This window comes from Pseudomonas bharatica, from assembly GCF_048586865.1.
Lineage (GTDB): Bacteria > Pseudomonadota > Gammaproteobacteria > Pseudomonadales > Pseudomonadaceae > Aquipseudomonas > Aquipseudomonas bharatica.
The window spans coordinates 69,205-95,999 of the sequence record NZ_JBMAWR010000010.1 but is presented as its reverse complement, the minus strand read 5'-3'; the positions used below and the strand labels follow the sequence as shown (position 1 = coordinate 95,999).

Genomic DNA, 26,795 nt, shown 5'->3' with positions numbered 1-26,795 from the left:
GCTTTCATCGCGTGCTGATCTTAGACGCTCGTATCTTTGCTGGTCACAAATCATTCAAGGACAGTCAGGAGAGTCGCGATGCCCTATGTACCCGTTGCAGAGCTGTCGCAGTACGTTGGTAAGGAACTGGGACGTTCCGAATGGCTGAAGATCGATCAAGAACGCATCAACCTGTTCGCCGAGGCCACCGGCGACTTCCAGTTCATCCATGTGGACCCGGTGAAGGCGGCAAAAACGCCATTTGGCAGCACCATTGCCCATGGTTTTCTCAGCCTGTCGCTGATCCCCAAGTTGATGGAAGACATCCTCGTCCTGCCCGAAGGGCTGAAGATGGTGGTGAACTACGGACTCGACAGCGTGCGCTTCATCCAGCCGGTCAAGGTCGATTCTCGGGTGCGCCTGGCGGTGACCCTCACGGACGTCACCGAGAAGAAACCCGGCCAGTGGCTGCTCAAGGCAACCGCCACCCTGGAAATCGAAGGCGAAGAAAAACCCGCCTACATTGCCGAACCGCTCTCCCTCGCCTTCCTCTGACCCTGCACGTGCGAAACGGCCTGCCGGGCCGTTTCACCCTCGCCCGGCTTCTGCGGCATACTCGTGGGCCTAGACCGCCCGGACCCCGCCATGCGCCCTTTCGTTCCATTTGCCTTGATTCTTTTGCTCGCTGCCTGCGGCGACGGTGAATCGCTGTCGCCGCCCGATGCCCGACTGCCCGATGGCGGCCGCTACCGGGGAGATGTGGTGGACGGCCTGCTGCAGGGTGAGGGTCGTATCGACTATCCCAACGGCAGTTGGTACGCCGGGCATTTCAGCAACGGCCAGCTGGATGGTCAGGGCGAGTGGCACGGCAGCAACGGCGAGGTCTATATCGGCCAGTTCCAGCAGGGCCTGTTCCACGGCCAGGGCAAACTGACCACCGCCACCAGTAGCTACAACGGCGGCTTCAAGCTGGGCCGGCGCGATGGCGAGGGAACCTTGCGCGACGGCGCCCAGCATTACAGTGGCCAGTTCAAGGACGACCAGTACAGCGGCGCCGGCAAGCTGGTGCTCGCCGATGGCAGCCAGTACCAGGGCCAGTTCGCCAAGGGCAAGCCCAACGGCGAAGGCGTGCGCAGCGACACCAGCGGCAATCAGTTCAGCGGTCGTTTCGTCGATGGTGAGCTCAACGGCACCGGCACCTTCAGCAGCGCCGAGGGCGATCAGTACATCGGCGACTTCAAGGCCAATCGCCTGGAAGGGCGCGGCCGTTACGAGAACGTCGATGGCGATGTGTGGATCGGCGAGTTCAAGGACGGTTCCCTGACCGGCCCGGGCGAACTCTTCGCGGTCGATGGCAGCCATTACAAGGGCGGCTTCCAGGAATGGCGCTTTGCCGGAAAGGGCCGCCTGCAACTGGCCGACGGCAGCGTCTATACCGGCGGCTTCGAGAACGATGCCTACCAGGGCAGCGGACGGCTGGTGCTGCCGGACGGCAAGGTCGAGGACGGCCACTGGATCAACGGCCTGCGGGTTCGTGACGAAAAAGGCCGGTTGCTGCCCGACCCGCTGGAGCAGGCGTTGCTCAACCAGGGCACGCTGCTGGAACAGGAGCTGGCCCGCGTGCCGGCGTCCAGCGGCTCCATCGACCTGTACAGCCTGACCCTGGCCGGGGACGGCAACCAGAGCGTGTTCATGCGCGAAGCCGACTATGTCAGCGACATGCTCAAGACCCGTTTCGGCGCGGTCGGCCAGATCACCCTGGTCAACCATCGCGACCACCTGGCCGATCGCGCCATGGCCACCCGCGAGAACCTGGCCCGCTCCGCCCGCCGCCTGGCCGAACGCAGCGGCCCGGACGACCTGGTGTTCATCTACCTGACCAGCCACGGCAGCCACGAACATGAACTGGTGCTGGACCAGCCGCGCCTGCAACTGGCCGACCTGCCGGCAGACGAACTGGCGGCGGCGCTCGCCCCGCTCAAGGAGCGTGACAAGGTAATCGTCATCTCCGCCTGTTATTCCGGGGGCTATATCGAGGCGCTCAAGGACGACCGAACCCTGATCATGACCGCCTCGCGGGCTGACCGTGTCTCGTTCGGCTGCTCGGAAGAAGCGGACTTCACCTATTTCGGCGATGCCCTGTTCGCCCAGGCGCTGAACCAGACCGACGATCTGCTGCAAGCCTTCGAACTTGCCAGGGCGCATGTGGCCCAACGTGAACAAGCCGAGGATTTCGAGGCATCCGAACCGCAGATCTGGGCCCCGAAAGGGGTAGTGGCTCATTGGCAAAAACTGCGCCAGCAACAAGCCCGCAAGGCCCTGCAAAGCAACGCTGCGGTTGAGGAAAAAAGCCCGGCCAGCCGCTAAGCTGGAGCCTATGCAAGGGAGAAACATCATGTACCTGACGCCGCAGCACATCCTGCTTGCCGGAGCCACCGGCCTTACCGGTGAACACCTGCTCGATCGCCTGCTCAATGAGCCGACCATCAGCCGGGTACTCGCGCCAACCCGCCGCCCACTGGCCGAACACCCGCACCTGGAAAACCCGGTGGGGGACCCGGCGGTATTCCTGCCGCAGCTCAGTGGCCGGGTGGACATAGCTTTCTGCTGCCTGGGTACCACGATCAAGCAGGCGGGCTCGGAGAACGCCTTCCGCGCGGTGGACCTCGACATGGTCGTGGCCTTCAGCAAGCGCGCCCGCGAGATGGGCGCACGGCACCTGCTGGTGGTCAGCGCGATCGGCGCCGACCCGAAATCGTCGATCTTCTACAACCGGGTCAAGGGCGAGATGGAAGAAGCCCTCAAGGCCCAGGACTGGCCGCAATTGACCATCGCCCGGCCATCGTTGCTGCTCGGGGAACGCAGCGAACCACGCCTTGCGGAAAAGGTGGCGGGCAGTCTGTCGAAGCTGATTCCGGGCAAGTACCACGGGATCGAGGCGTGCCAGTTGGCCAGGGCGCTATGGCGGCTGGCGCTGGAAGAGCAGGATGGGATTCGGATCGTGGAGTCCGATGAGCTGCGCAAACTAGGCAAATAAACGCGGTCCCTGTGGGAGCGGGTTCACCCGCGATTACGGTAGTGAGCCCACCATCGCAATCGCGGGTGAACCCGCTCCCACAAGGTTAGATGTAGGCTTTACAGTCCACCGGAGGCCTGGAATCCCACGCCGAGTACGGTCAACACCGACAACGGCAACAACACCGTATCCAGCACCATGCTCCCCGGCAGGTCCAGCCCCGGGTACTTCGGTGCTTCGGCGCCAAAGCGATCCGCCGCACAACACCCACCCTGCATCGCATACAGATCCAGCCGCGTTCCGGAATACACCAGCGGCGCTCCCGGCTTGGCCGCATCCAGAGTCCGCACCGTGGCGCAGCCTGTCGCGCTGAGCACCACCAGCAGCGCGAAGACCAGCGCCCTCACTCCTCGCCTCCGAAGTGATGCTCGCCCCAGCGCGGCAGCATGTCCTGCGGTATATCCAGCAAGTTGAGAATCCGTGCGACGACGAAGTCCACCAGGTCGTCGATGGTCTGCGGCTGGTGATAGAAACCCGGTGCCGCCGGCAGGATGACCGCGCCCATCTGCGACAGCTTGAGCATGTTTTCCAGGTGGATCGTGGAAAATGGCGCCTCGCGCGGCACCAGGATCAACTGGCGGCGCTCCTTCAGGGTGACATCCGCCGCCCGCTCGATCAGGTTGTTGCAGGCGCCGGTGGCAATCGCCGAAAGCGTGCCGGTGGAACAGGGTACCACCACCATCGCCGCCGGCGCGCCGGAGCCGGAGGCGACCGGCGACATCCAGTCTTCCTTGCCATACACCCGGATCTGCCCGGCAGCAGCACCGGTGTACTCGGTGAGGAATGCCTGCATGGCCTGGGGCTTGGCCGGCAAAATCACGTCGGTCTCGGTGGACATCACCAGTTGCGCCGCCTTGGAAATCAGGAAGTGCACCTCGCGGTCCTCGCGTACCAGGCAATCCAGTAGGCGCAAGCCGTACTGGGCCCCGGACGCGCCGGTCATGGCCAGGGTGATGCGCTCCGGCCCGCTCATCCGCGCAGCGCCTCGGCCAGCTTGCCATGCAGGCCGCCAAAGCCGCCGTTGCTCATGATCACCACCTGGGTACCGGCGCGGGCCTGGCCCTTGACCCGCTCGATGATGGCTTCAAGGCTGTCCGCCACCACCGCCGGCACCGTGCATTGCGCAGCGGTGGCGGCCAGGTCCCAGCCGAGGTTGGGTGGCGCGTACCAGATCACCTGGTCGGCGTCCTTGACGCTTTCCGGCAGACCGTCGCGATGGGCGCCGAGCTTCATGGAATTGGAACGCGGTTCGATCACTGCGATCACCGGAGCATCGCCAACCCGCTTGCGCAGGCCGTCGAGGGTGGTGGCGATGGCGGTCGGGTGGTGGGCGAAGTCGTCATAAATGGTGATGCCGTTGACCTCGGCAACCTTTTCCATCCGCCGCTTGACGCTTTTGAACGCGCTCAGGGCCGCGATGCCCAGGGCCGGGACAACACCGACATGGCGTGCCGCCGCCAGGGTGGCCAGGGCGTTGGCGACGTTGTGCTGGCCGGTCAGTTCCCACTCCACCACACCCTGCACCTCGCCCTCGAAGCTGACTTCGAAACGCGAGCCGTCATCGCTGAGCAGGCGCACCTGCCACTGGCCGCCGACACCGGTGGTCTGCACCGGGGTCCAGCAGCCCATTTCGATGACTCGCTTGATCGCCGGTTCGGTAGTCGGATGAATCACCAGCCCCTCGCTGGGAATGGTCCGTACCAGATGGTGGAACTGACGCTCGATGGCCGCCAGGTCAGGGAAGATATCCGCGTGGTCGAATTCGAGGTTGTTGAGAATCGCGGTACGCGGGCGGTAATGGACGAATTTCGAGCGCTTGTCGAAGAAGGCACTGTCGTATTCGTCGGCCTCGACCACGAAGAACGGCGTACCGCCCAGCCTCGCCGACACCGAGAAGTTCTGCGGAACGCCGCCGATCAGGAAGCCCGGGCTCATCCCGGCGTGCTCCAGGACCCAGGCCAGCATGCTGCTGGTCGTGGTCTTGCCGTGGGTGCCCGCCACCGCCAGGACCCAGCGGCCCTGCAGCACATGGTCGGCCAGCCACTGCGGGCCCGAAACGTAGGGCAGGCCCTTGTTCAGCACGTATTCGACTGCCGGGTTGCCCCGCGACAGCGCATTGCCGATCACTACCAGGTCGGGAGCCGGGTCCAGTTGCGCCGGATCATACCCCTGGGTCAGGGCGATGCCCTGGGCTTCGAGCTGGGTGCTCATGGGCGGGTAGACGTTGGCATCGGAGCCGGTGACGTGGTGGCCGAGCTCCTTGGCCAGTACCGCCAGCGAGCCCATGAAAGTGCCACAGATACCAAGAATGTGAATGTGCATGGTCAACCTCGGAAAACGTGCAGGCAGGGTAGCCCAGAGGGGGGAAAAACTCACCCGGTGTTTGCTTCAGGCCCCCTTGGACAGCCCATGCTTGCGCAGTTTCCGATACAGGGTGTTTCTACTTATGCCGAGCTGCGCCGCAACCTGGGTCATGTGCCAGCGTTTTTCCTCGAGCACCGCCAGCAAGGCTTGGCGCTCGGCATCGTGCAGCGGGTGCGCCGGGTTATCCACAGGCGCGGCCGGCACGACCGCGGTCAAGGGCGCAGTGCGCACCAGTGCTGGCAGGTCGTGCACGCCGATCCGGCCGTCCTCGCACAGCGCCACCAGCGTGCGCAGGACGTTACGCAATTGCCGCACGTTGCCCGGCCAGGCGAAGTCCAGCAGCAGCCGGCGGGCCGCCGGATCAAGCTGCACCGGCTGGCGCCCCGCCTCCCGGGCGAGGATGAAGTCCAGCAGCTGCGCCTTGTCAGAGCGCTCGCGCAATGCCGGCAATGCCACCTCCAGCCCGTTGAGCCGGTAGTAGAGGTCTTCACGGAAGCTGCCATCGGCGACCCGGTCAAGCAGATTGCGGTGGGTGGCACTGATGATGCGCACATCCACATCCTGCGGCTCGCCGCCGATCGGCACCACCTGACGTTCTTCCAGGACACGCAGCAGCCGGGTCTGCAGGCCCAGCGGCATGTCGCCGATCTCGTCCAGCAGCAAGGTGCCACCATCGGCCTGCTGCAACTTGCCGCGCATGCCTTCCTTGCGCGCGCCGGTGAAGCTGCCGCCGCGATAGCCGAACAGTTCGCTTTCGATCAGGCTTTCCGGGATAGACGCGCAGTTGAGTGCGATGAACGGCTTGCCCGCGCGCTGGCTGGCCTGGTGCACGGCCTTGGCGAAGGCCTCCTTGCCCGAACCGGTCTCGCCATTGAGCAGCAGCGGCACATCCCGTTCGAAGACCCGCACTGCACGACGGAAATCGTTTTGCAGCGCCGGATCGAGCAAACAGATCTCATCCGGCTTCGCTGCAGCGACGCTCGGAGCAGACAGCGGCCGCACCTGCTGCCCGCGCACGCTGGCGAACAAGCGACGACCATCGCGGGTCCGTAGCGGCCAACTGGTGCTGGCCAGGGCAGTGGCGCGCCCCAGCAGATCGTCCAGCCGACAATCGAAGAACATCTCCACCGGCTGCCCGAGCAACCCGCCTCGCAGGTTGCCCAGCAGGTTCAGGGCACTCTGGTTCACCGCACGGATCCGCCCTTCGCCGTCGAAGGCCAGCAGCCCCTCGCTGAACAGCCCGACCGACTCGGCCTGCAGATGGAAGCGCAGCAACCAGTGATTATCGAAACAACGCAGGAAATAGCAGCTCTCGATCATCTTCGCCGAGAGATTGACCAGCGCCATGGTGTGGAACTGGCTCTGCCGCGAAGCATCGGCCCGCGCCGATGACACGTCGAGCACCGCCAGCAGTTCGCCATGGGGGTCGAACACCGGGCTCGCCGAGCAGGTCAGCCCGGTGTGACGGCCGCGAAAGTGTTCGTCCTGATGGATGGTCAGGGCCTGGCGCTCGACCAGGCAGGTGCCGATGCCATTGGTGCCCTCCCGTGCTTCGCTCCAGTCGGCGCCCAGCCACAGGCCGGCGCGTTCGAAGATGCGCCGTTCGCTGGGTGCGGTCACGCAATTGAGGATGACCCCGCGCGCGTCGGTCAGCAGTACCGCATGGCCGGCCCCGGAAAGTTGCTGGTGCAGGCTGTTCATTTCGCCGTCAGCAATCTGCAGCACCTGGCGCAGGCGGTCGCGGCTTTCCAGCACACGCTCATGCTCGAGCACCGTCGGCGCTACGGCCAGGGCCGGATCGAGGTGGTAGTCCTCCAGGCAGCGCAGCCAGGAGCGGGCGATCGACGGGTCGCTGCCAGGGCCCTGCAAGCCACCCTTGCCCTGCGTCACCGTCAGCACTTGCCGGGCATGCCGGCTCAGATGATTACCCTGCACTTTTTATTGTTCTCCGCGGGTGAGAGAAAGCCAGCATCCTCCAGGCGCTGGCGCATTGCAATGGCGGCTTGACCGCCGGGTCACGGGCTGTACCGCCAGCGGTACAAAGTGTCACCCAGGCTGTGCCGCATCCCTTACAAAACGCCGCGCGGATCCCCGGAAAACTGCGCCAGATCATCGATCCAGCGCCCTCTGCGGGCACTGGCCCGACCTTTGCTCTACGCTCCATATCCTCCCCAACAAAACACATAAGCCAGGAGAGACACCATGCGTTACGCACATCCGGGTACCGAAGGCGCAAAGGTTTCGTTCAAGAGCCGCTACGGTAACTACATCAATGGCGAGTTCGTGGCTCCGGTCAAAGGCGAGTACTTCACCAACACGTCGCCGGTGAACGGCCAGCCAATCGCCGAATTCCCCCGCTCCACTGCCGAAGACATCGACAAGGCCCTGGACGCCGCCCATGCCGCAGCCGACGCCTGGGGCCGCACCTCCGTACAGGACCGCTCCAACGTTTTGCTGAAGATCGCCGACCGCATCGAGCAGAACCTCGAAGTCCTGGCCATCACCGAGACCTGGGACAACGGCAAGGCCATCCGCGAAACCCTGAACGCCGATATCCCGCTGGCGGTGGACCACTTCCGCTACTTCGCCGGCTGCATCCGTGCCCAGGAAGGCGGCGCCGCCGAGATCAACGAAGGCACCGTGGCCTATCACATCCACGAACCGCTGGGCGTGGTCGGGCAGATCATCCCTTGGAACTTCCCGATCCTCATGGCCGCATGGAAACTCGCCCCGGCCCTGGCCGCCGGCAACTGCGTGGTACTCAAGCCTGCCGAACAGACGCCACTGGGCATCACCGTGCTGGTCGAACTGATCGGCGACCTGCTGCCGCCGGGCGTGCTCAACATCGTGCAAGGCTACGGTCGCGAAGCCGGCGAAGCCCTGGCCACCAGCAAGCGCATCGCCAAGATCGCTTTCACCGGCTCGACGCCGGTGGGTTCGCACATCATGAAATGCGCCGCCGAGAACATCATTCCCTCCACCGTCGAGCTGGGCGGCAAGTCGCCGAACATCTACTTCGAAGACATCATGAAGGCCGAGCCGTCCTTCATCGAAAAGGCCGCCGAGGGCCTGGTGCTGGCATTCTTCAACCAGGGCGAAGTGTGCACCTGCCCGTCCCGGGCCCTGGTCCAGGAATCCATCTATCCGCAGTTCATGGAAGTGGTGATGGAGAAGGTCAAGAAGATCAAGCGCGGCGACCCGCTGGATACCGACACCATGGTCGGCGCCCAGGCCTCGCAGCAGCAGTTCGACAAGATCCTGTCCTACCTGGAGATCGCCGAGAAGGAAGGCGCCGAACTGCTCACCGGCGGCCAGGTGGAAAAACTCGAAGGCAGCCTGGCCACCGGGTACTACATCCAGCCGACCCTGCTCAAGGGCAACAACCGCATGCGCGTGTTCCAGGAAGAGATCTTCGGCCCGGTGGTCAGCGTCACCACCTTCAAGGACGAAGCCGAGGCCCTGGCCATCGCCAACGACACCGAATTCGGCCTGGGTGCCGGCGTCTGGACCCGCGATATCAACCGCGCCTATCGCATGGGCCGCGGGATCAAGGCCGGCCGCGTGTGGACCAACTGCTACCACCTGTACCCGGCGCATGCCGCGTTCGGTGGCTACAAGAAGTCCGGTGTCGGCCGTGAAACCCACAAGATGATGCTCGATCACTATCAGCAGACCAAGAACCTGCTGGTGAGCTACGACATCAATCCTTTGGGCTTCTTCTAAAGCACACCTCGGCCCCTTGTGGGAGCGGGTTCACCCGCGATGACGGCGGTGGGTTCACCATCGCAATCGCGGGTAAACCCGCTCCCACAGGGGTCAGCGTCAAACCTGAAAATCCTGGGCCAAGCGCTCTGGCCCGCTTCCTGCAGCACGCTCACCACTCAAAAAAAGACAACAGGTGACTCCCCATGCCAAGCGATCATTCCGCCGGATCCCCGGCAGGTTCTTCCGTAGATTTCGAAAAGGTCGGTTCCGACTATTTCCAGCAACGTGAATTGAAAAAAGGCGCCGCCGGCTGGGTCCTGCTGGTCGGCCTCGGTGTCGCCTACGTGATTTCCGGCGACTACGCCGGCTGGAACTTCGGCCTGGCCCAGGGCGGCTGGGGCGGGATGTTCCTCGCCACCCTGCTGATGGCCACGATGTACCTGTGCATGTGCTTCTCCCTGGCCGAGCTGTCCTCGATGATTCCCACCGCCGGCGGCGGCTACGGCTTTGCCCGCAGTGCCTTCGGGCCTTGGGGCGGCTTCCTCACCGGCACGGCGATCCTGATCGAGTACGCCATCGCCCCGGCCGCCATCGCCGTGTTCATCGGCGCCTATTGCGAATCGCTGTTCGGCATCGGCGGCTGGATGATCTACCTGGCCTTCTACATCGTCTTCATCGGCATCCATATCTTCGGTGTCGGCGAGGCGCTGAAGCTGATGTTCATCATCACCGCCGTCGCGGCCATCGCCCTGGCCGTGTTCCTGCTGGCGATGGTGCCGCACTTCGATGCGAAGAACCTGTTTGACATAGCGCCCACCCAGGCAGCCGGCGCCAGCAGCTTCCTGCCGTTCGGCTATGTCGGCGTGTGGGCGGCGATTCCCTACGCGATCTGGTTCTTCCTCGCCGTCGAAGGCGTGCCGCTGGCCGCCGAAGAGACCAAGAACCCCAAGCGCGACCTGCCTCGCGGCCTGATCGGCGCCATGCTGGTGCTGCTGAGCTTCGCCTTGCTGATCCTGGTGATCGGCCCGGGCGGTGCCGGCGCCGAAGCCCTGAAAAGCTCCGGCAACCCGCTGGTCGAGGCCCTGGCCAAGGCCTACGGCGGCTCGACCTGGATGGGCGGCTTCGTCAACCTGGTCGGGCTGGCCGGCCTGATCGCCAGCTTCTTCTCGATCATCTACGCCTATTCCCGACAGATCTTCGCCCTGTCCCGCGCCGGCTACCTGCCGCGAGCGCTGTCGCAGACCAACAAAAGCAAGGCTCCGGTGCTGGCCCTGATCATCCCCGGAATCATCGGCTTCGCCCTGTCGCTGACCGGCCAGGGCGACCTGCTGATCCTCGTGGCGGTGTTCGGCGCTACGCTGTCCTATGTGCTGATGATGGCCGCGCATATCACCCTGCGCATCAAACGCCCCAAAATGGAGCGTCCTTATCGCACCCCGGGCGGCATCCTGACCTCGGGCGTGGCCCTGGTGCTGGCCTGCATCGCCGTGGTGGCGGGCTTCCTGGTGGATCCGCGGGTAGTGATCGGCGCTGCGATCATTTATGGCGTATTGATTGCGTATTTCGCCCTGTACAGCCGCCACCACCTGGTGGCCGGCACGCCGGAAGAAGAGTTCGCCGCGATCCAGAAGGCCGAAGAGGCCTTGCACTGACCGAAATACTGCGCCGCCGGTCAAACGGCGGCGCTCTGGAGATTGCACATGGCAAGTTTCGTACATACGGCAGGCCAGCAGACCTACCGCTTCGACAGCCTGAAGGAAGTAATGGCCAAGGCCAGCCCGGCCCGCTCCGGCGACTTCCTCGCCGGGGTCGCCGCCAGCAACGACGGTGAGCGGGTCGCGGCGCAGATGGCCTTGGCCGACATCCCCTTGAGCCATTTCCTCAACGAAGCGCTGATTCCCTACGAGGACGACGAAGTTACCCGGCTGATCATCGACACCCACGACAAGCAGGCCTTCGCCGCGGTCAGCCACCTCACCGTCGGCGGCCTGCGCGACTGGCTGCTCGGCGATCATGCCGATGAAGCCAGCCTGCGCGCCCTGGCCCCGGGCCTGACCCCGGAAATGGCCGCCGCGGTATCGAAGATCATGCGCGTGCAGGACCTGGTGCTGGTGGCGCAGAAGATCCGCGTGGTCACGCGTTTTCGCGGCACCATGGGCCTGCGCGGGCGCCTGTCCACCCGCCTGCAGCCCAACCACCCCACCGACGAGCCGGCCGGGATCGCCGCGAGCATCCTCGACGGCCTGCTCTACGGCAACGGCGACGCCATGATCGGCATCAACCCGGCCACCGACAGCATCGCTTCGATCTGCGCCCTGCTGGAGATGCTCGACGCCATCATCCAGCGCTACGACATTCCTACCCAGGCCTGCGTGCTGACCCATGTCACCACGTCGATCGAGGCGATCAACCGCGGCGTACCGCTGGACCTGGTGTTCCAGTCCATCGCCGGGACCGAGGCGGCCAACGCCAGTTTCGGGATCAATCTGAATGTGCTGAAGGAAGGCTATGAAGCGGGCCTGAGCCTGAACCGCGGCACCCTGGGCCAGAACCTGATGTATTTCGAGACCGGCCAGGGCAGCGCGCTGTCGGCCAACGCCAATTTCGGCGTCGACCAGCAGACCTGCGAGACCCGTGCCTACGCCGTGGCCCGGCATTTCAAGCCGTTCCTGGTGAACACCGTGGTCGGTTTCATCGGCCCGGAATACCTGTACAACGGCAAGCAGATCATCCGTGCCGGCCTTGAAGACCACTTCTGCGGCAAGCTGCTCGGCGTGCCCATGGGCTGCGACATCTGCTACACCAACCACGCCGAGGCCGACCAGGATGACATGGATACCCTGCTGACCCTGCTGGGCGTGGCAGGCATCAACTTCATCATGGGCATCCCGGGCTCCGACGACATCATGCTCAACTACCAGACCACCTCCTTCCACGATGCCCTCTATGCCCGCCAGACCCTGGGCCTCAAGCCGGCACCGGAGTTCGAGGCGTGGCTGGCCCGTACCGGCATCTTCACCCAGGCGGACGGCCGCGTGCGCTTCGGCGACAACCTGCCGCCAGCCTTCCGCCAGGCCCTGGCGCAACTGGGATAAGCGAGCGAACCATGGACAAGCAACCGACGCCCACCGACAACCCCTGGCTGGAACTGCGCCGCCTGACACCGGCGCGAATCGCCCTGGGGCGCACCGGTACCAGCCTGCCGACCCAGGCCCAGCTGGACTTCCAGTTCGCCCATGCCCAGGCCCGTGATGCCGTGCACCTGCCGTTCGACCACGCCGGCCTGCGCGAGCAACTGCAGGAACGCGGACGCGATAGCCTGCTGCTGCGCAGTGCCGCGCAGGACCGTCACCAGTATCTGCAACGCCCCGACCTCGGCCGGCGCCTGCATGAAGACTCCGCCGAGCTGCTGCGCGAGCATGCGCGGAGCAATCCGGGTGGCGTGGACCTGGCCATCGTCGTGGCCGATGGCCTGTCCGCGCTCGCCGTGCATCGCCATACCCTGCCGCTGCTAACCCGCCTGGAAGAACAGATCGCCACCGATGGCTGGTCTACCGCGCCGGTGATGCTGGTGGAGCAAGGCCGGGTCGCGGTGGCCGACGAAATCGGCGAACTGCTGGGCGCCCGCATGACCGTGATCCTGATCGGCGAACGCCCCGGGCTCAGTTCGCCGGACAGCCTTGGCCTGTATTTCACCTGGAACCCCAGGGTCGGCCTGACCGACGCCTACCGCAACTGCATCTCCAACGTGCGCCTCGAGGGCCTGAGCTATGGCATGGCCGCGCACCGTCTGGTCTACCTGATGCGAGAAGCCTGTCGGCGGCAGCTATCGGGGGTGAATCTGAAGGACGAGGCCCAGGTTCAGACTCTGGAAACGGAAACGAACCCGCAGCAAAACGGAAACTTCCTGCTTGGAAAGTCCTGACTGAGGGCTACTTTTTCGTCGATTGCGCTTTTTTTCCGCTTTAGGCAGCATCTGGGGCGACGGCTGCCCGAGATTCGCCGCCATTCCCTACGAAACACGAGGCCTGCTTATGCGAATCATCCAAGCAACCCTTGAGCACCTGGACCTGCTCGCCCCGCTGTTCGTCAAATACCGCGAGTTCTATGGCGAACTGCCGTATCCGGATACCTCTCGCGCCTTCCTGCAAAAACGCCTGGAACGAGGCGAGTCGGTCATCTACCTGGCCTTGCCGGACGATGACGACAGCAAGCTGATGGGTTTCTGCCAGCTCTACCCGAGCTTTTCCTCGCTGTCGCTGAAGCGGGTATGGATTCTCAACGATATCTACGTGGCCGAGGACTCCCGGCGCATGCTGGTGGCCGACCATCTCATGCGCGAGGCCAAGCGCATGGCCAAGGAAACCAACGCCGTGCGCATGCGGGTCTCGACCAGCAGCAACAACGAGGTGGCGATGCGCACCTACGAGTCCATCGGCTTTCGCGAAGACACCGAGTTCAAGAGCTACGTACTGCCGATCAACTGATTACGCCTTCAGGGCCTCATCGCTGGCAAGCCAGCTCCCACACCCTGTGGGAGCTGGCTTGCCAGCGATGAGGCCCTGAAGAGCAGCGCAAATCTCCGCACATTCAGCTACAAACTGCGTAAGCAGAATCCCCTCACAGCCGTATAATGCCTCCCTTCAGACTGTGTGAATCGTTACCCAGGCCTGTGGGCAAAAACCTCACACTCCGCACTGCCAGCCATCGCATGCCCGTAAAGCCGGGTCCTGAACAAGGTGCTGTACATGGATTTCAACCCGCTGGACCTCATTCTGCATCTCGATGCCTACCTCGATCTGCTGGTCAACAACTACGGTCCCTGGATCTACGCGATCCTGTTCCTGGTGATCTTCTGTGAAACCGGCCTGGTGGTGATGCCGTTCCTGCCGGGCGATTCCCTGCTGTTCATCGCCGGCGCCGTAGCCGCGGGCGGCGGCATGGACCCGGTGCTGCTGGGCGGCCTGCTGATGCTGGCGGCGATCCTGGGCGACAGCACCAATTACGTGATCGGACGAACCGCCGGGGAGCGGCTGTTCCGTAACCCCGACTCGAAGATCTTCCGCCGCGACTACCTGCAGCAGACCCACGATTTCTACGAGCGCCACGGTGGCAAGACCGTGACCCTGGCGCGCTTCCTGCCGATCCTGCGCACCTTCGCGCCGTTCGTCGCCGGCATCGCGAAAATGTCCTACCCGCGTTTCTTCGGCTTCAGTGTGGCCGGCACCATCCTCTGGGTCGGCGGCCTGGTGACCCTGGGCTACTTCTTCGGCAACGTGCCGTTCATCAAGCAGAACCTGTCGCTGATGATCGTCGCCATCATCTTCCTGTCGCTGGTCCCGGTGATCATTGGTGTGGTCCGTGGCCGCCTGGGCCGCAGCCAGGCCAAGGCGCACTGACCGGCGATCATGTGGAGCTTCAGCGCCTGGCGTCGGCGCCGCACGCTCGAACGCCATCCGGTCGATCCAGATCTGTGGCAGCAGGTGCGCGAGCGCCTGCCGATCCTCGACGGCATCAGCGACGCGGAAGACCGCTGGCTGCGTGAGGCCTGTGTGCTGTTTCTCAGCGACAAGCACCTGACCTGCCTGCCCGGGGTCGAGCTGGACGACGGCGAGCGCCTGTTCCTCGCGGCCCAGGCGCAGTTGCCGTTGCTGCATCTGGGCGCGCTGAACTGGTACCAGGGTTTCCACGAACTGATCCTCTACCCCGACGACTTCCTCAGCCCACAGCGCCACCGCGACAGCAGCGGCATCGAACACGAGTGGGACGCCGAGCACAGTGGCGAAGCCTGGCAACAGGGCCCGGTGATCATGGCCTGGCCCGGCGTGCTCTCCAGCGGTGGCTGGGAAGGCTACAACCTGGTCATCCACGAGCTGGCGCACAAGCTGGACATGCTCAACGGTGACGCCAACGGCCTGCCGCCGCTGCACAACGACATGCGCGTCGGTGACTGGGCCACGGCCATGCAACAGGCCTATGACGACCTCAACGCCCAACTGGACCGCAACCCCGACGCCGAAACCGCCATCGATCCCTACGCAGCGGAAAACCCGGCGGAATTCTTCGCCGTCACCAGCGAATACTTCTTCAGTGCGCCCGACCTGCTGGCCCAGGCCTATCCCCAGGTCTACGCCCAGTTGCGCGGCTTCTATCGCCAGGATCCCCTGGCCCGCCTGCAACAGCTGCAGGCCACGCATCCCGGCTACAAAGAAGCCGCGGAGTGAATCGGTCAAGCATCGGGGCGGGCGTGGCAAGGGCCTTGGAATGTGCCTATAATCGCGGCCAATTTTTGGTCAAACACGGGGGCAACGCCCAATGAGCTACAGCAAGATCCCGGCTGGCAAAGACCTGCCGAACGACATCTACGTCGCCATCGAGATCCCGGCCAACCACGCGCCGATCAAATACGAGATCGACAAGGACAGCGACTGCCTGTTCGTTGACCGCTTCATGGCCACCCCTATGTTCTACCCGGCCAACTACGGTTTCATCCCGAACACCCTGGCCGACGACGGTGATCCCCTGGACGTGCTGGTCGTTACCCCGTACCCGGTCGCTCCAGGCTCGGTGATCCGTGCCCGTCCGGTCGGCGTCCTGAACATGACCGACGATGGTGGCGGCGACGCCAAGATCATCGCCGTACCGCACGACAAACTGTCGCAGCTGTACGTAGACGTGAAGGAATACACCGACCTGCCAGCGCTGCTGCTGGAGCAGATCAAGCACTTCTTCGAGAACTACAAGGATCTGGAGAAAGGCAAATGGGTCAAGATCGACGGCTGGGGCAATGCTGACGCCGCCCGCGCCGAGATCAGCAAGTCGGTCGCTGCCTACAAAGGCTAAGTCCGGTTGTGTAAAAAGCCCCGCATTCGCGGGGCTTTTTTATGGGCATTGGTATGAAAACCATTCGATCAAATGGCCCTATGCAGAATTAGCGAAAATTCCTACAAAAATATGGGCAACAGCTGTAATCACGCCTCCATCATTTCCCCGAAACATCTCAACTCAATGTTTATAGGAAGCCTCGCGCTTGGGTTCTAGACTCGACGCCCATGAATACTTCCGGTGATCGATTGAAGGCCCTGCTGAGCGAGTGCAACCTGAGCGCTTCGGACTTTGCCGCGCAACGCAAGGTAACCCCCCAGCATGTCAACAACTGGTTCCACCGCGGCGTGCCCCAGGCCCGCCTCGATGAAATCGCCGAACTGCTCTGCGTGCGGGCCAAATGGCTTCGTACCGGTGAAGGCCCCAAGCACAGCTCGCCGCTACCGCGGGTCAATCGCAGCCGCAACGGCCCGTTGCGCAGCGAACCGCCAGAGCACAGTGCCCTGAGTTGCCACGGCGAAAACGACGTCCGCCTGCAGTTCCATGTACTGCGCGCACGCCAGCTCGAGCCCATCGACCAACGCTACCTGCGCCTGCCGCGCCACGCCCTTGACCGCCTCGGTGTCGATCCCGGCCAGGCGATCGCCCTGAGCATGCCCGACTACAACATGACCCCGCTGATTCCCTACGGCGCCCCCCTGGCCATCGACCGCGGCCTGACCCGGGTGGTAGACGGCGAACTCTACGCCGTACTGCACAACGGTCAGTTACGCATCAACAGCCTGAGCAAGCGCAGCAACGGCGCTCTGCGCCTGCACAGCCACGACAGCGAGGGATTTCCCTGCGAGAACTATGGTGTCGGCCAATCCCGCGGCCACCAGCTGGAAGTGCTGGGCTGGGTGTTCTGGTGGGCGCAATATCGCAGCGAAAGGCCGGACTGAAGCGCCGGAGTGCATTTTTTGCTGGGCATTGCGAGTCATTCCCAGTATGCTGTGCGCCACCTCAGCCCTGAATGCCGCTTGCATCTCACGGGCCGGGCGAGGTCTCACACAGCCCTCGCTCATACGGCACCACCCTGCGGTGCCGTCCAACGATTTGAAGGCGGTTGCGGCTTGCCAAAAGCCAGCCAGAACTGTCCCCGAGAAGCCGGCCACAAGCCGGCTTTTTAATTTCCGTTGTCCCGCTTCCCGATCACGCGATGGCAAGCTTCTCCACTCGCTGCAAATCGACATGCTTGCGCGCGACCCACAGATCATAAGCATCCTGCATGGCCAGCCAGCTTTCCGGCGACCGACCAAGCGCTACCGACAACCTCAAGGCCATTTCAGGAGTAACACGGCTCGAGCCCTTCAAGACGCGGCTCAGGGTCGAAGGCGCCACACCCAGTTTTTCCGCCAGCTCACGACCGCTGATGCCGTTCGGCTCAAGGTAGATATCGGTGATGAACTCACCTGGGTGGGGAGGGTTATGCATGTTCATCAGTGGTAATCCTCATAGTCCAGAACATAAGCGTTTCCGTCGCGAAACTCGAACGTCAGCCGCCAGTTGCCGTTCACCATGATCGACCAGCGCCCTTGTTTTACTCCCTTTAGAGGGTGCAAACGAAAGCCCGGGATGTCCATATCGTCTATCGCTCGCGCTGTATCCAACGCAGACAATTGCAACCTTAACCGTTTGGCATGAGCGGGCTGTACACCGGCAGTACTGCCCGTCTCGAAGAGCTTCCGTAGCCCCTTGTGCTGAAATGATTTGATCATTTGGCAAGCCTAGCATGTTGCGCAACACGCAACAAATCAGAAGCGACCGAACGGCTTGTGCGAATCTATCCGCTCAATGACGCACCGGAGCACTACCCTCCAACCCGCCTGACCCCCGTCAGCGCCAGAAACGAATTCATCTGCCCATACGGCGCCCGATATACCCCCAGCGCATTCAGGTACTTCACGCTGATCGCCGCCAGTTCCCAGGCCATGGGTTCGTCGTCGATGGAGAACGCCTGCTCCGAGACGAACAGGTCCAGCCCGGTGAGATCACCCAGGGCCTTGAGCGGCGCTGATCGTTCACGGTGCCGGGGCAGCAGCGTTTCGTTGCTCCAGGCCCAGCGCCAGGTGTTGTCATTGCCGGCATGGCTGCCGATGGGAATGACATCGGCCTCGACCACCTTGTTGTCGTCGAGGTCGTACATTTCGAGTAGACCGGCCTCCTGGTCGAAGGACCATCGGGCGTGGCCGGCGAGGTGGTGCTCGGTTTCGAGCAGTTGCTGTTTTTCCTTGAGTTCGTCCTTGGCAGACCGCAGGAAGCGGTCGAAATGTTCGTTGATCATGAGGTTTCCTGAACGCTGCGGATGGCGTGGCCGGAACGATCAAGAGTAGCCGCGATTCGCCAGGCCGCGGCAAATACACCTCACCCCCGCGGGGACGGCGGCGGCAGCAGCTCCAGCACGCGATCGCGGCCGCCCTCGGCCACCAGGTAAGTGCCACGCCCGGTAGCCACGATGGATTGCGGCGCCTTGAGGAAGGACAACACCGTGCGTTGCTCGCCCTGCGGATCCACCAGCAGCAGGCGGGCGCGGTGAGTGGAGTCCTCGCTTATCCACAGGCCACGCTGGTCGCACATGAGGAAGGTGGGCTGGTTGAGGCCGCTGAGAAGCACCGGGTCGCTGCGGTCCTCGGTCAACTGGCGGACCAGGCCGGCTTCCTTTTCGCTGTACAGCAGGCGGCCGTCGCTGCAGCGGGTAATCGACTCGGTTTCAGTGAGACCCTCCCTTAGCACGGTCAGCGAGCCGTCGCTCCAGCGATAGCGCATCAGGCGGCCGTCGCCCTTGCGATCCTCGATTGCGTAGAGATCCTCGCCGTCGTTCAACAAGCCTTGGACATTGTTGCCACTGAACAACGGCGTCACCTGGCCGTCCTTGAACAGGCTGACCGGCGCGTTGCCCACTTCCTGGCTGAACACCCAGCCACCGAGCGCGGGGGTCATGCCGTCGGGCTTGGACAGCCCGCCCACCAGCGTTTCGCGCTGGCCGTCGGGCTGGATGCGCACGATGCTGCCTTTGCTGCCTCGCAGTTCCTGGCTGACCAGCAACGAGCCATCCGGCAAAGGCGCCAGGGAGGCCGCCTTGGGCACGGCGCGGTAGACGACCTGGAAGCTCCAGTCGCCAGAAGCCTGCACCGGGTAGAAGCTCTGCCAGGCAAAGAAACCCAGCGCGGCGAGGACCAGCACACCGCCGGCAAGCACTAGCTGGCGCAATACAGAGAAGCGTCGAGTCATGGATCAGACCGCCGTCAGGTGTTCATAAAGAATGGCCGCGCCCACCAGCATCAGCACCACGCCACCGGCGATCTCGGCGCGCTTGCCGACGATCGCGCCGAGCACGCGGCCAAGCATCACGCCGACAGTCACCATCACACAGGTAGCCATGCCGATGGCCGCTGCCGCGACCAGGATGTTCACGTCGACGAAGGCCAGGCCCACGCCCACCGCCATGGCATCGATGCTGGTGGCGAACGCGGTCACGGCAAGGATGAAGAAGGAATGCTGGCTGGCTTTTTCTTCGGCTTCGTCTTCGTGCTTGAGACCGTTGTAGATCATGTGAAGGCCAAGTGCCAGTAGCAGGCCGAATGCGATCCAGTGGTCCCAGTTTTCCACGTACCGCACCGCTGCCTGGCCGATGCCCCAGCCAACGACGGGGGTGATGGCCTCGATCACACCGAAGATCAGGCCGGTGCGCAGGGCTTCGCTGAAACGCGGTTTATGCAGGCTGGAGCCTTTGCCGATGGCGGCGGCAAACGCATCGGTGGACATCGCCATGGCGAGGAAGAAAAGGGAAATCAGGTTCACGGTTTCTATCCAGTCGGGCTATGAGTCAACGACGCAACCACACGCCCGACTCCAGGCATGGCTGCACCGTTGGTCTCGCCAACCAGAAGGTGTTCACGCCACGGCTGCTGCCGAGAATGTTGACGCGAACGCTCATGACCGAGGGTCAGGAGCAGGCTACTCCCCAACAAGGGTGGCCAATATAGTGGCCCGGATGTGAAAAAAACATCAACCGCAGGGTAGAGGGATCTGGACTAGGTTGGAACTGGTGGATGGGCAAGGCTGGGTTGCTGGTTGGATAACTCCGCTGTTCTTCAGGGCCTCATCGCCGGCAACGCCGGCTCCCACAGGGTCGCGAGCACCGCCAAACTTGTGGGAGCCGGCGTTGCCGGCGATGAGGCCCTCAAGAAAACATCAGAGGTTCTGGTCGAGGAAGGTCACCACAGTCCCCATGCACGCCACCCGCTCTTCCACGTGCGGCATATGGCTCGAGTTCTCGAACAGCGCCCAGCGAATCCCCGGGATCAGGTCCAGGTATGGCTTGACCACCAGCGGCGTGGCTTCGTCATAACGCCCGGAAATCAGCAGGCTTGGCACATTGATGCGCGGCAGGCGATCAACGATGGTCCAGTCCTTGGTGCTGCCGATCACGTGGAATTCGTTCGGCCCGGTCATGGCGTGGTACACGGTGGGGTCGGCGTCGACCTGGGCGAAGGTCCGCGCCACTTCGTCCGGCCAGGGGTTGAGGCGGCAGACATGACGGTCGTAGAAGACCCGGGTCGCGGCGATGTAGTCGGCGGCGGTGAAGTCACCAGCGGCCTCGTGGCGCAGCAGGGTGTCCTGCACGTCCTGCGGCAGTTCCTCGCGCAGGCGGTTGGCTTCCTTGACCCAGGTGCGCATGTCTGCCGGCGAGTTGGCGATCACCAGGCAACGCAGCCCGGCTGGACGCCGTACCGCGTGCTCGCTGGCGAGCATGCCGCCCCAGGACTGGCCGAGCAGCGCGTAGCGGTCGCGAATGCCCAGATGGTCGAGCAGGTTGTCGAGTTCTTCGAGGAACAGGCTCACGGTCCAGAAGGACGGCGGCATGTCCGGCAGATGGGTCGAGCGCCCGTTGCCGAGCTGATCGTAGTGGATGACCGGGTAGCCACCGGCCGCGACATCCTTGTAGGCATCGACGTAGTCATGGGTACAACCCGGGCCGCCATGCAGGATGACCAGCGGGGTGCGCCCGCATTCCAGGTCACCGGTGACGCGATACCAGGTCTGATAACTACCGAAAGGGGCAAAGCCTTCACGCGATTTGATGAGTTCCATTTCATCGGGCTCCGTGCGGATCGTAGGGCATACCATAGCCGCCACGTGCCTCGGGCATAACTAGAGAATTCTCTAGGTTTTCGCGATTTTTCCGCTATCAGTCCTCTAAAAGCCGGTAATGCACGGCACGGGCTACCGCCTGGACACGATTTCTGGCACCCAGCTTGTGCATGGCCGAGGTCAGGTGCAGGGAGATGGTGGCCAGCGAGCGGTTCAATTGCTCGGCGATCTGCGCCGCAGTCAGGCCATCGGCGGCCCAGCGCAGGCACTCGCGTTCGCGGCGGGTCAGGCGGATGACCTGCGGCGAACACTCCTTGTCGAGCAAGGGGTAGGCGGCTTCCTGGAGCGCGTGGGCGACCAGGCTGAAGTCAGCGAGATGCTCGCGGGCCTCGTCGAGGTCACGCCTGCTGGTCTGCGGGCGCAGGCCGGTGAGGGTGGCGAAGCCGCCGCGTGGCAGGTGGATCGGCACGGTCACGCCACAGGCCAGTTGCGCATCCTGCAGATAGCCGACCACCGGCGCATGCCGGCTGTCGATGAAACGCTGGAGGATGGTGTCGCCCTTGGGCTGGTAGGACCAGACGAACGGCGAAATGCTCGTCAGCGCAAGGTGCTGCACCGGGTCGATCTGGTAATAGCCTTCGGCGCACCAGAGGTCCTGCCAGTCATGCGGGGTGTTGCGCACCCGCAGGATCGCCGGGGTGATGAGTTCGCCGACGTGGTCCAGTGGAACGGGACTGTAGTCATAGACCAGGGCTTCGAAGCCCAGGTCCGCTGCCACGTCGGCAACGCTGTCCATCTGCTCGTCCAGGCTCCTGCCAGACAACAGACGATGGTCGAGATCAGCCAGTTTGGCCTGCATTCCTTGCACTCCTGCGTGTTACCCCTGTTGGATTTCCATCTTGAAGTCCGACAAGTAGAATGCCACGGCCCGGCGCCGGACTGCCACCACAAACCTATAGGAAATACTAGCTTGTGGGCACTGCCGTCTCCTGCGCAGGGTATAGCTGCAAGCCAATGCCAACAGGAGAGTAGCGATGTGGCGTGAGATGCAACCTGACCAGCAGTTCGACGTGACGGTCGATGGCCACAATCTCGTGGTGTACAGCTATGGTGAAGGCGACGAGGTGCTGCTGCTCCTCAATGGCGGCCCCGGGCTACCCTGCGATTACCTTCGCGAGGCCCATTCGTGGCTCAAGGACAAGGGTTTGCGCGTGGTCACCTTCGACCAGCTGGGAACCGGCAAGTCCGCCCGCCCCGACGACCCGTCCCTGTGGAACATCACCCGCTACGTTGCCGAAGTGGAAACCGTGCGCCAGGCCCTCGACCTCGGCCGTGTGCACATGCTCGGGCATTCCTGGGGCGGCTGGCTGGCGATCGAGTACGCCATCAATCATCCGCAGGCGCTCAAGAGCCTGATCCTGGAAAACACCGTCGGCGATATCCCGCACCTGTCCAGCGAGCTGGAACGCCTGCGCGGCGCCCTTGGCAGCGAAACCGTGGCGATGATGCAGCGTTTCGAGGCCCTGGGGCAGCTCGACCATCCGCAGTACCAGGCCGCGATCACCCTGCTCAACTACCGGCATGTCTGCCGCCTCGATGAATGGCCGGCGCCGATCCAGCGCTCGCTGGGCGACTGGAACATGGGCCCGTACACCACCATGCAGGGGCCCAACGAGTTCCTCTATATCGGCAATCTCAAGGACTGGAACCGCCTCAAGGAAATGGGCGACTTCAACATGCCGGTGCTGATCACTACCGGGCAGCACGACGAACTTACCCCGGCCTGCGCCATGCGCATGAAGTTGGCCCTGAAGGACGCCGAGCTGCATGTGTTCCCCAACAGCAGCCATATGCCGTTCTACGAGGAACCCGAGGCGTACTACCCGGTATTGCTGGACTTCCTGCAGCGCCACCGGGGTTGATCGATGAACCTGGCGCGCTACCGCTTCGTCCTGACCCGCCCGCTGCAACTGCTCCCGGTATTGCTGGGCATCAGCCTCATCACCTTCGTGCTGGTGCGCTCGATCCCCGGCGACCCGGCGCGGGTACTGCTCGGCGCGCGCAGCACGCCGGACGCGATCCAGAAGATCCGCGCCCAGTTCGGCCTGGACGAGCCGATCTGGGTGCAATACCTGTATTTCCTGAAGAACCTGCTCAACGGCGACCTGGGCCAGTCCCTGCTGTATCGGGTCGATGCGCTGAAGCTGATCGCCACGCGGATCGAGCCGACCCTGATGCTGGTGTTCGGCAGCGTGCTCCTGGCACTGCTGATCGCCGTGCCGCTGGCGACCCTCGCGGCGCGCAACAAGGGCGGCTGGATCGATAATCTGATCCGTGTGTTCACCACGGCCGGGCTCGGGTTGCCGGCGTTCTGGCTGGGCTTGATGCTGATCCTGCTGTTCAGCGTGCGTTGGGGCCTGTTCCCGGTTTCCGGCTATGGCCGGGAATGGCCGGAAAAACTTCACCATCTGGTGCTGCCCTGCCTGACCATCGCCCTGGCGCTGTCGGCGGTACTGGTGCGCAACCTGCGCGCCAGCATGCTGGTGGAAATGCAGTCCGACCAGGTCACCGCCGCCCGCGCCCGCGGTCTCTCCGAGAACGCGGTGTTCCGCCGCCACGTGCTGCCCAACTCGATGGTGCCGACGGTCAACCTGCTGGCCGTCAACATCGGCTGGCTGATCAGCGGCACCGTGGTCATCGAAAGCCTGTTTTCCCTGCCCGGCATCGGCCAGTTGCTGGTGCGCGGCATTTTTACCCGCGACTACATGGTGGTGCAAGGCGTGGCCATGGTGCTGGCCTGTGCCACGGTAGCGGTGAACTTCATCGCTGATATCGTCACCACGGCCATCGACCCGCGGGTGAAGATCCAATGAGCAGCCCCAGCATCGCAATCCCGAGCCGCTGGCGCCTGCGCTGGAACCTGGGCGATGGCCGCCTGACCCTGTATTTCGGCTTGGCCATCGTTCTTGGCTGGGGCCTGCTCGCCCTCCTCGCTCCATGGGTCGCCCCCTACGACCCGCTGCTGCAGAATGGCGACCTGCGCCTGATGGCACCGAGCCTGGCGCACCCTTTCGGCACCGACAACTTCGGCCGCGACATCCTCTCCCGGGTCATCTGGGGTGCACGCATCGATTTGCAGATGGCCCTGGTCGGGGTGATCTTCCCCTTCCTGCTCGGCACCTGCATCGGCGCCATCTCCGGCTACATCGGCGGACGCCTGGACGCGGTGTGCATGCGCCTGATCGACATCGTCCTGGCCTTCCCCTTCCTGGTCCTGATGCTGGCAATCATGGCGATCCTCGGCCCCGGACTGGGCAGTTTCTATATCGCCATGGCCCTGGTCGGCTGGGTCTCCTATGCACGGCTGATCCGCTCGCAGGTCCTGATCCTCAAGGAAAGCGATTTCGCCCTCGCCGCCCGCAGCCTCGGCTTCAGCCACCGGCGCATCCTTTTCGGGCACTTGATGCCCAACGCCCTGTTCAGTTCGGTGGTGTTCTGCATGTCCGACGCGGTGCTGGTGCTGCTCAACGGTGCAGCGGTCAGCTACCTGGGCCTAGGCGTGCAGCCGCCCACCGCCGAGTGGGGCACGATGGTTGCAGAAGGTCAGAGCTTCATCACCAGCGCCTGGTGGATCTGCACCTTTCCGGGCCTGGCCGTGGTGACCCTGGCGATGGGCTTCAGCCTGCTCGCCGACGGTGTCGCCGAACGCCTGGGAGACCGCTCATGAGCACGCCGCTGTTGCAGGTCGAGGACCTGAGCGTGATTGTTCGCAATGATCAACGCGATGTCGCCGTGGTCGATCGCCTGTCCTTCAGCCTTGGCGAAGGCGAGATCCTCGGCCTGGTGGGCGAATCCGGCTCGGGCAAGACCATGGCCTGCCGCGCGCTGATGCGCTTGCTGCCCTCGCCGAAACTGCGCGTCGAAGGCACGGCGGTGCGCCTGGGCGGAACCGACCTACTGCAGCTGGACGATGCCGGCATGCGCCGCATGCGTGGCCGCGAACTGGGGATGATCTTCCAGAATCCGAGCAGCCACCTCGATCCACTGATGCGCATCGGCGAGCAGATCGCCGAGGGCATCCGCCTGCACCAGGGAGCCTCGCGCCGGGAAGCGCGGGCCGAGGCCATCGAGGTGCTGCGCCAGGTCGGCATTCCCGACCCGCAATCCCGGGTGGACAACTACCCGCACGAATTCTCCGGCGGCATGCGCCAGCGGGCGATGATCGCCGTGGCCCTGGGCTGCAATCCGAAGGTGCTGATCGCCGACGAGCCGACCACGGCGCTGGATGTCACCGTGCAGGCGCAGATCCTCCGGCTGCTCCTCGACCTGCGCGACCGCCGCGGCCTGTCGATGATCCTGATCAGCCACGACCTCGGCGTGGTCGCCCAGACCTGCGACAGCATCGCCGTGATGTATGCCGGGCGCTTATGCGAGCACGGCAGCAAGATGCAGATTCTCAAGCGCCCGCAACACCCCTACAGCGCCGGCCTGCTCGCTTGCCATCCGGCGGCGGACAGCGGCCAGCGCCTGATGAACACCATCGGCGGGCAGCCGCCGCTGCTCGGCGACATGCCCGCGGGTTGCCGCTTCAGCCCACGCTGCGGCCTGGCGTCGCCTATGTGCCGCGAGCACCTGCCACAGTTGCGGGAGATTTCGCCCGGCCACCGCCTGGCCTGCCATACACCGCTGCTGCACGGAGTTGCCTCATGACCACGCTGTTGCAGGTCAACGACCTGCAGGTGCAATTTCCCGCCGCCGGCAGCGGCCTGTTCAGCCTGCGTCCGCGCAAGGTCAGCGCGGTCAATGGTGCGTCGTTGCACCTGGCCGCCGGGGAAACCCTCGGCCTGGTGGGCGAGTCCGGCTGCGGCAAGAGCACCCTGGCCCGGGCCATCCTGCACCTGAACCCGGTGGCCGGCGGGCAGGTTCTCTTCGACGGCATCGACATGGCCCAGGGCAGCCCGGCCGATATCGCCCGCCTGCGCCACGAGACCGCGATGATCTTCCAGGACCCGTACACCGCCCTGAATCCGCGCCAGCGCATCGGCGACATCATCGCCGAGGTACTGCGGGTGCAGCGCAAGGTGCCCGAGGCACAGGTACCGGAACGGGTCGCCGAACTGCTGAGCCTGGTCGGCCTGCGCCCGGAACTGGCCGGGCGCAAGCCGCGCTCGCTGAGTGGCGGCCAGTGCCAGCGGGTCGGCATCGCCCGCGCCCTGGCGGTGGAACCGCGACTGATCATCGCCGATGAATGCGTCGCCGCCCTCGACGTGTCGATCCAGGGCCAGATCATTAACCTGCTGCTGGAACTGCGCGAGCGCATGGACCTCGCCATGCTGTTCATCACCCACGACCTCACCGTGGTTCGCCGCCTGTGCGACCGCGTGGCGGTGATGTACCTCGGGCGCATCGTCGAGGAAGGCCCGGTACACGAGGTCTTCGATGCGCCACGCCACCCCTATACCGCTGCGCTGATCCAGTCCATCGCCGATATCGATCCGGCCCGCCGCCTGCCCGAGCAACCGCTGCCGGGCGAGCCGCCGAGCCCGCTGCACCTGCCCACCGGCTGCGCCTTCCATCCCCGTTGCACGCGCGCACTGCCGGCCTGCCGGGAAAGCGCGCCGCCGACCCATTCCCTGGGTACACGACGCCATACCTGCGTCCACCCGGAGCCGCTGTCCTGACCTAACGTCCTTTCATCAAATGGAGCTTGAGC

At 64.1% G+C, this 26,795-nt stretch carries 28 protein-coding genes and 1 riboswitch; of the genes, 17 read left to right on the top strand and 11 right to left on the bottom strand.

Going from position 1 to position 26,795, the window contains the following annotated elements:
* The first annotated feature begins 78 nt into the window (after window positions 1-78).
* The 3 genes from ACKLLE_RS13740 to ACKLLE_RS13730 all read left to right on the top strand — a co-directional run bounded on the left by ACKLLE_RS13740 (window position 79) and on the right by ACKLLE_RS13730 (window position 3,016).
* A complete protein-coding gene (locus tag ACKLLE_RS13740) occupies window positions 79-534 on the top strand; it encodes a MaoC family dehydratase (RefSeq protein WP_064302059.1) in 456 nt (151 codons plus the stop codon).
* Between the two features lie 90 nt (window positions 535-624).
* Window positions 625-2,346: a C13 family peptidase gene (locus tag ACKLLE_RS13735; protein ID WP_420058266.1), complete on the top strand. Its 1,722-nt coding sequence runs from the start codon at window positions 625-627 to the stop codon at window positions 2,344-2,346.
* Between the two features lie 28 nt (window positions 2,347-2,374).
* On the top strand, window positions 2,375-3,016 hold the full coding sequence (locus tag ACKLLE_RS13730; protein ID WP_064302061.1) for an oxidoreductase: 642 nt from the start codon (window positions 2,375-2,377) through the stop codon (window positions 3,014-3,016).
* 98 nt (window positions 3,017-3,114) lie between these two features.
* Here ACKLLE_RS13730 and ACKLLE_RS13725 read toward each other — a convergent pair whose 3' ends face one another.
* The 4 genes from ACKLLE_RS13725 to ACKLLE_RS13710 all read right to left on the bottom strand — a co-directional run bounded on the left by ACKLLE_RS13725 (window position 3,115) and on the right by ACKLLE_RS13710 (window position 7,354).
* Window positions 3,115-3,393, bottom strand: coding sequence for a YceK/YidQ family lipoprotein (locus tag ACKLLE_RS13725; protein ID WP_420058321.1), 279 nt, complete (start codon window positions 3,391-3,393; stop codon window positions 3,115-3,117).
* 5 nt (window positions 3,394-3,398) lie between these two features.
* Window positions 3,399-4,028, bottom strand: coding sequence for a flavin prenyltransferase UbiX (gene ubiX / locus ACKLLE_RS13720; protein ID WP_420058265.1), 630 nt, complete (start codon window positions 4,026-4,028; stop codon window positions 3,399-3,401).
* Window positions 4,025-5,377 (bottom strand): UDP-N-acetylmuramate:L-alanyl-gamma-D-glutamyl-meso-diaminopimelate ligase, encoded by a 1,353-nt coding sequence (gene mpl, locus ACKLLE_RS13715; RefSeq protein WP_420058264.1) that lies wholly within the window; start codon window positions 5,375-5,377, stop codon window positions 4,025-4,027. The genes ubiX and mpl overlap by 4 nt, the downstream gene beginning before the upstream one ends.
* Before the next feature lie 66 nt (window positions 5,378-5,443).
* Window positions 5,444-7,354, bottom strand: coding sequence for a sigma-54-dependent Fis family transcriptional regulator (locus tag ACKLLE_RS13710; RefSeq protein WP_064302064.1), 1,911 nt, complete (start codon window positions 7,352-7,354; stop codon window positions 5,444-5,446).
* Window positions 7,355-7,621: 267 nt separating this feature from the next.
* On the opposite strand from ACKLLE_RS13710, the gene exaC reads away from it, so the two are divergent.
* The 9 genes from exaC (at window position 7,622) to ACKLLE_RS13665 (ending at window position 16,890) form a co-directional block, all read left to right on the top strand.
* Window positions 7,622-9,142 carry an acetaldehyde dehydrogenase ExaC gene (gene exaC / locus ACKLLE_RS13705; protein ID WP_009397401.1) on the top strand — a complete coding sequence of 507 codons (1,521 nt, stop codon included), beginning with the start codon at window positions 7,622-7,624 and terminating at the stop codon, window positions 9,140-9,142.
* A gap of 185 nt (window positions 9,143-9,327) precedes the next feature.
* Window positions 9,328-10,776 carry an ethanolamine permease gene (gene eat, locus ACKLLE_RS13700; protein WP_064302065.1) on the top strand — a complete coding sequence of 483 codons (1,449 nt, stop codon included), beginning with the start codon at window positions 9,328-9,330 and terminating at the stop codon, window positions 10,774-10,776.
* Between the two features lie 48 nt (window positions 10,777-10,824).
* Window positions 10,825-12,219 carry an ethanolamine ammonia-lyase subunit EutB gene (locus ACKLLE_RS13695; RefSeq protein WP_064302066.1) on the top strand — a complete coding sequence of 465 codons (1,395 nt, stop codon included), beginning with the start codon at window positions 10,825-10,827 and terminating at the stop codon, window positions 12,217-12,219.
* An 11-nt stretch (window positions 12,220-12,230) separates the two neighbouring features.
* Window positions 12,231-13,049 (top strand): ethanolamine ammonia-lyase subunit EutC, encoded by an 819-nt coding sequence (gene eutC, locus ACKLLE_RS13690; RefSeq protein WP_064302067.1) that lies wholly within the window; start codon window positions 12,231-12,233, stop codon window positions 13,047-13,049.
* Window positions 13,050-13,158: 109 nt separating this feature from the next.
* The gene (locus ACKLLE_RS13685; RefSeq protein ID WP_009397409.1) at window positions 13,159-13,611 is read left to right on the top strand and encodes a GNAT family N-acetyltransferase; all 453 of its coding nucleotides are present in this window, start codon (window positions 13,159-13,161) and stop codon (window positions 13,609-13,611) included.
* A 261-nt stretch (window positions 13,612-13,872) separates the two neighbouring features.
* Window positions 13,873-14,523 (top strand): DedA family protein, encoded by a 651-nt coding sequence (locus ACKLLE_RS13680; RefSeq protein ID WP_064302068.1) that lies wholly within the window; start codon window positions 13,873-13,875, stop codon window positions 14,521-14,523.
* Between the two features lie 9 nt (window positions 14,524-14,532).
* Window positions 14,533-15,348, top strand: a complete 816-nt coding sequence (locus ACKLLE_RS13675; protein ID WP_064302069.1) for a M90 family metallopeptidase — start codon at window positions 14,533-14,535, stop codon at window positions 15,346-15,348.
* A 91-nt stretch (window positions 15,349-15,439) separates the two neighbouring features.
* Complete coding sequence (gene ppa / locus ACKLLE_RS13670) at window positions 15,440-15,967, top strand: inorganic diphosphatase (RefSeq protein WP_009397414.1); 528 nt, start codon at window positions 15,440-15,442, stop codon at window positions 15,965-15,967.
* 209 nt (window positions 15,968-16,176) lie between these two features.
* On the top strand, window positions 16,177-16,890 hold the full coding sequence (locus ACKLLE_RS13665; RefSeq protein ID WP_037059688.1) for a LexA family transcriptional regulator: 714 nt from the start codon (window positions 16,177-16,179) through the stop codon (window positions 16,888-16,890).
* Window positions 16,891-17,140: 250 nt separating this feature from the next.
* On the opposite strand, the gene ACKLLE_RS13660 is transcribed toward ACKLLE_RS13665, so the two are convergent.
* The 7 genes from ACKLLE_RS13660 to ACKLLE_RS13630 form a co-directional block, all read right to left on the bottom strand.
* Window positions 17,141-17,428, bottom strand: a complete 288-nt coding sequence (locus ACKLLE_RS13660; protein WP_064302072.1) for a HigA family addiction module antitoxin — start codon at window positions 17,426-17,428, stop codon at window positions 17,141-17,143.
* Window positions 17,428-17,706 (bottom strand): type II toxin-antitoxin system RelE/ParE family toxin, encoded by a 279-nt coding sequence (locus ACKLLE_RS13655; protein ID WP_064302073.1) that lies wholly within the window; start codon window positions 17,704-17,706, stop codon window positions 17,428-17,430. Before ACKLLE_RS13655 ends, ACKLLE_RS13660 begins: the two co-directional genes overlap by 1 nt.
* 92 nt (window positions 17,707-17,798) lie before the next feature.
* Window positions 17,799-18,272, bottom strand: coding sequence for a DUF6882 domain-containing protein (locus ACKLLE_RS13650; RefSeq protein ID WP_420058263.1), 474 nt, complete (start codon window positions 18,270-18,272; stop codon window positions 17,799-17,801).
* 80 nt (window positions 18,273-18,352) lie between these two features.
* A complete protein-coding gene (locus ACKLLE_RS13645) occupies window positions 18,353-19,219 on the bottom strand; it encodes a hypothetical protein (protein ID WP_420058261.1) in 867 nt (288 codons plus the stop codon).
* A 3-nt stretch (window positions 19,220-19,222) separates the two neighbouring features.
* The gene (gene mntP, locus ACKLLE_RS13640; protein ID WP_064302076.1) at window positions 19,223-19,789 is read right to left on the bottom strand and encodes a manganese efflux pump MntP; all 567 of its coding nucleotides are present in this window, start codon (window positions 19,787-19,789) and stop codon (window positions 19,223-19,225) included.
* A 3-nt stretch (window positions 19,790-19,792) separates the two neighbouring features.
* Window positions 19,793-19,961, bottom strand: a riboswitch (yybP-ykoY riboswitch).
* 221 nt (window positions 19,962-20,182) lie between these two features.
* Complete coding sequence (locus ACKLLE_RS13635) at window positions 20,183-21,082, bottom strand: proline iminopeptidase-family hydrolase (protein WP_009397424.1); 900 nt, start codon at window positions 21,080-21,082, stop codon at window positions 20,183-20,185.
* 97 nt (window positions 21,083-21,179) lie between these two features.
* Window positions 21,180-21,941 carry a LuxR family transcriptional regulator gene (locus ACKLLE_RS13630; protein WP_064302077.1) on the bottom strand — a complete coding sequence of 254 codons (762 nt, stop codon included), beginning with the start codon at window positions 21,939-21,941 and terminating at the stop codon, window positions 21,180-21,182.
* A gap of 175 nt (window positions 21,942-22,116) precedes the next feature.
* Here ACKLLE_RS13630 and ACKLLE_RS13625 point away from each other — a divergent pair, with 175 nt between their 5' ends.
* Genes ACKLLE_RS13625 through ACKLLE_RS13605 form a run of 5 tightly spaced genes read left to right on the top strand, consistent with a single transcriptional unit; the run spans window position 22,117 to window position 26,763 of the window.
* Entirely contained in the window at window positions 22,117-23,004 is an 888-nt protein-coding gene (locus ACKLLE_RS13625; RefSeq protein ID WP_420058260.1) for a proline iminopeptidase-family hydrolase, read from the top strand.
* 3 nt (window positions 23,005-23,007) lie between these two features.
* Entirely contained in the window at window positions 23,008-23,955 is a 948-nt protein-coding gene (locus ACKLLE_RS13620; RefSeq protein WP_420058259.1) for an ABC transporter permease, read from the top strand.
* A complete protein-coding gene (locus tag ACKLLE_RS13615) occupies window positions 23,952-24,809 on the top strand; it encodes an ABC transporter permease (RefSeq protein WP_420058258.1) in 858 nt (285 codons plus the stop codon). The genes ACKLLE_RS13620 and ACKLLE_RS13615 overlap by 4 nt, the downstream gene beginning before the upstream one ends.
* Entirely contained in the window at window positions 24,806-25,792 is a 987-nt protein-coding gene (locus tag ACKLLE_RS13610) for an ABC transporter ATP-binding protein (protein WP_420058257.1), read from the top strand. Before ACKLLE_RS13615 ends, ACKLLE_RS13610 begins: the two co-directional genes overlap by 4 nt.
* Window positions 25,789-26,763 (top strand): ABC transporter ATP-binding protein, encoded by a 975-nt coding sequence (locus tag ACKLLE_RS13605; RefSeq protein ID WP_420058256.1) that lies wholly within the window; start codon window positions 25,789-25,791, stop codon window positions 26,761-26,763. Before ACKLLE_RS13610 ends, ACKLLE_RS13605 begins: the two co-directional genes overlap by 4 nt.
* The last annotated feature ends 32 nt before the right edge of the window (window positions 26,764-26,795 follow it).

What these genes read in the sequence shown, in the direction of transcription:
- ACKLLE_RS13645 (WP_420058261.1), bottom strand. Translation starts at nt 19,219, where the DNA reads ATGACTCGACGCTTCTCTGTATTGCGCCAGCTAGTGCTTGCCGGCGGT.
- ubiX (WP_420058265.1), bottom strand. Translation starts at nt 4,028, where the DNA reads ATGAGCGGGCCGGAGCGCATCACCCTGGCCATGACCGGCGCGTCCGGG.
- ACKLLE_RS13665 (WP_037059688.1), top strand. Translation starts at nt 16,177, where the DNA reads ATGAATACTTCCGGTGATCGATTGAAGGCCCTGCTGAGCGAGTGCAAC.
- ACKLLE_RS13730 (WP_064302061.1), top strand. Translation starts at nt 2,375, where the DNA reads ATGTACCTGACGCCGCAGCACATCCTGCTTGCCGGAGCCACCGGCCTT.
- ACKLLE_RS13635 (WP_009397424.1), bottom strand. Translation starts at nt 21,082, where the DNA reads ATGGAACTCATCAAATCGCGTGAAGGCTTTGCCCCTTTCGGTAGTTAT.
- ACKLLE_RS13655 (WP_064302073.1), bottom strand. Translation starts at nt 17,706, where the DNA reads ATGATCAAATCATTTCAGCACAAGGGGCTACGGAAGCTCTTCGAGACG.
- ACKLLE_RS13685 (WP_009397409.1), top strand. Translation starts at nt 13,159, where the DNA reads ATGCGAATCATCCAAGCAACCCTTGAGCACCTGGACCTGCTCGCCCCG.
- ACKLLE_RS13735 (WP_420058266.1), top strand. Translation starts at nt 625, where the DNA reads ATGCGCCCTTTCGTTCCATTTGCCTTGATTCTTTTGCTCGCTGCCTGC.
- ACKLLE_RS13680 (WP_064302068.1), top strand. Translation starts at nt 13,873, where the DNA reads ATGGATTTCAACCCGCTGGACCTCATTCTGCATCTCGATGCCTACCTC.
- eutC (WP_064302067.1), top strand. Translation starts at nt 12,231, where the DNA reads ATGGACAAGCAACCGACGCCCACCGACAACCCCTGGCTGGAACTGCGC.
- ACKLLE_RS13605 (WP_420058256.1), top strand. Translation starts at nt 25,789, where the DNA reads ATGACCACGCTGTTGCAGGTCAACGACCTGCAGGTGCAATTTCCCGCC.
- ACKLLE_RS13625 (WP_420058260.1), top strand. Translation starts at nt 22,117, where the DNA reads ATGTGGCGTGAGATGCAACCTGACCAGCAGTTCGACGTGACGGTCGAT.
- exaC (WP_009397401.1), top strand. Translation starts at nt 7,622, where the DNA reads ATGCGTTACGCACATCCGGGTACCGAAGGCGCAAAGGTTTCGTTCAAG.
- ACKLLE_RS13620 (WP_420058259.1), top strand. Translation starts at nt 23,008, where the DNA reads ATGAACCTGGCGCGCTACCGCTTCGTCCTGACCCGCCCGCTGCAACTG.
- ACKLLE_RS13675 (WP_064302069.1), top strand. Translation starts at nt 14,533, where the DNA reads ATGTGGAGCTTCAGCGCCTGGCGTCGGCGCCGCACGCTCGAACGCCAT.
- ACKLLE_RS13630 (WP_064302077.1), bottom strand. Translation starts at nt 21,941, where the DNA reads ATGCAGGCCAAACTGGCTGATCTCGACCATCGTCTGTTGTCTGGCAGG.
- ACKLLE_RS13695 (WP_064302066.1), top strand. Translation starts at nt 10,825, where the DNA reads ATGGCAAGTTTCGTACATACGGCAGGCCAGCAGACCTACCGCTTCGAC.
- ACKLLE_RS13650 (WP_420058263.1), bottom strand. Translation starts at nt 18,272, where the DNA reads ATGATCAACGAACATTTCGACCGCTTCCTGCGGTCTGCCAAGGACGAA.
- mpl (WP_420058264.1), bottom strand. Translation starts at nt 5,377, where the DNA reads ATGCACATTCACATTCTTGGTATCTGTGGCACTTTCATGGGCTCGCTG.
- eat (WP_064302065.1), top strand. Translation starts at nt 9,328, where the DNA reads ATGCCAAGCGATCATTCCGCCGGATCCCCGGCAGGTTCTTCCGTAGAT.
- ACKLLE_RS13610 (WP_420058257.1), top strand. Translation starts at nt 24,806, where the DNA reads ATGAGCACGCCGCTGTTGCAGGTCGAGGACCTGAGCGTGATTGTTCGC.
- ACKLLE_RS13615 (WP_420058258.1), top strand. Translation starts at nt 23,952, where the DNA reads ATGAGCAGCCCCAGCATCGCAATCCCGAGCCGCTGGCGCCTGCGCTGG.
- ACKLLE_RS13660 (WP_064302072.1), bottom strand. Translation starts at nt 17,428, where the DNA reads ATGAACATGCATAACCCTCCCCACCCAGGTGAGTTCATCACCGATATC.
- ACKLLE_RS13740 (WP_064302059.1), top strand. Translation starts at nt 79, where the DNA reads ATGCCCTATGTACCCGTTGCAGAGCTGTCGCAGTACGTTGGTAAGGAA.
- ppa (WP_009397414.1), top strand. Translation starts at nt 15,440, where the DNA reads ATGAGCTACAGCAAGATCCCGGCTGGCAAAGACCTGCCGAACGACATC.